Source organism: Priestia sp. 53B2, assembly GCF_056099005.1.
This window is the reverse complement of the sequence record NZ_JBLZXA010000114.1, coordinates 1-239: the sequence shown is the minus strand read 5'-3', so window position 1 is coordinate 239 and position 239 is coordinate 1. Positions and strand designations below refer to the sequence as shown.

General features: G+C 35.6%; 1 protein-coding gene. It reads left to right on the top strand.

Features of this window, described 5'->3' with window-relative positions; translation table 11 throughout:
- Positions 1-239, top strand: a 239-nt coding sequence (locus tag ACN6NE_RS31390) for an Ig-like domain-containing protein (RefSeq protein ID WP_474329455.1), incomplete at both ends; no start/stop codon positions are given.

Here is a 239-nt window from a genome sequence, read left to right as displayed (position 1 = left end):
AAGTAGATGATAATGATAAGGTTGTGACAGGAAAAGCAGAAACTAACTCTACCGTAACTATTAATATAGGAAAGAATCGAATTGGGTATGCAAAAGCAAATTCAAAGGGATTATTCTCTGTTAGTATTCCAGTTCAAAAAGCAGGCACTACGTTGAATGTAACTGCTAAAGATAGTGCGGGAAATGTAAGTAAACTTACCTATATAACAGTTGTAAAGGCTGACGTTACTCCACCAAAC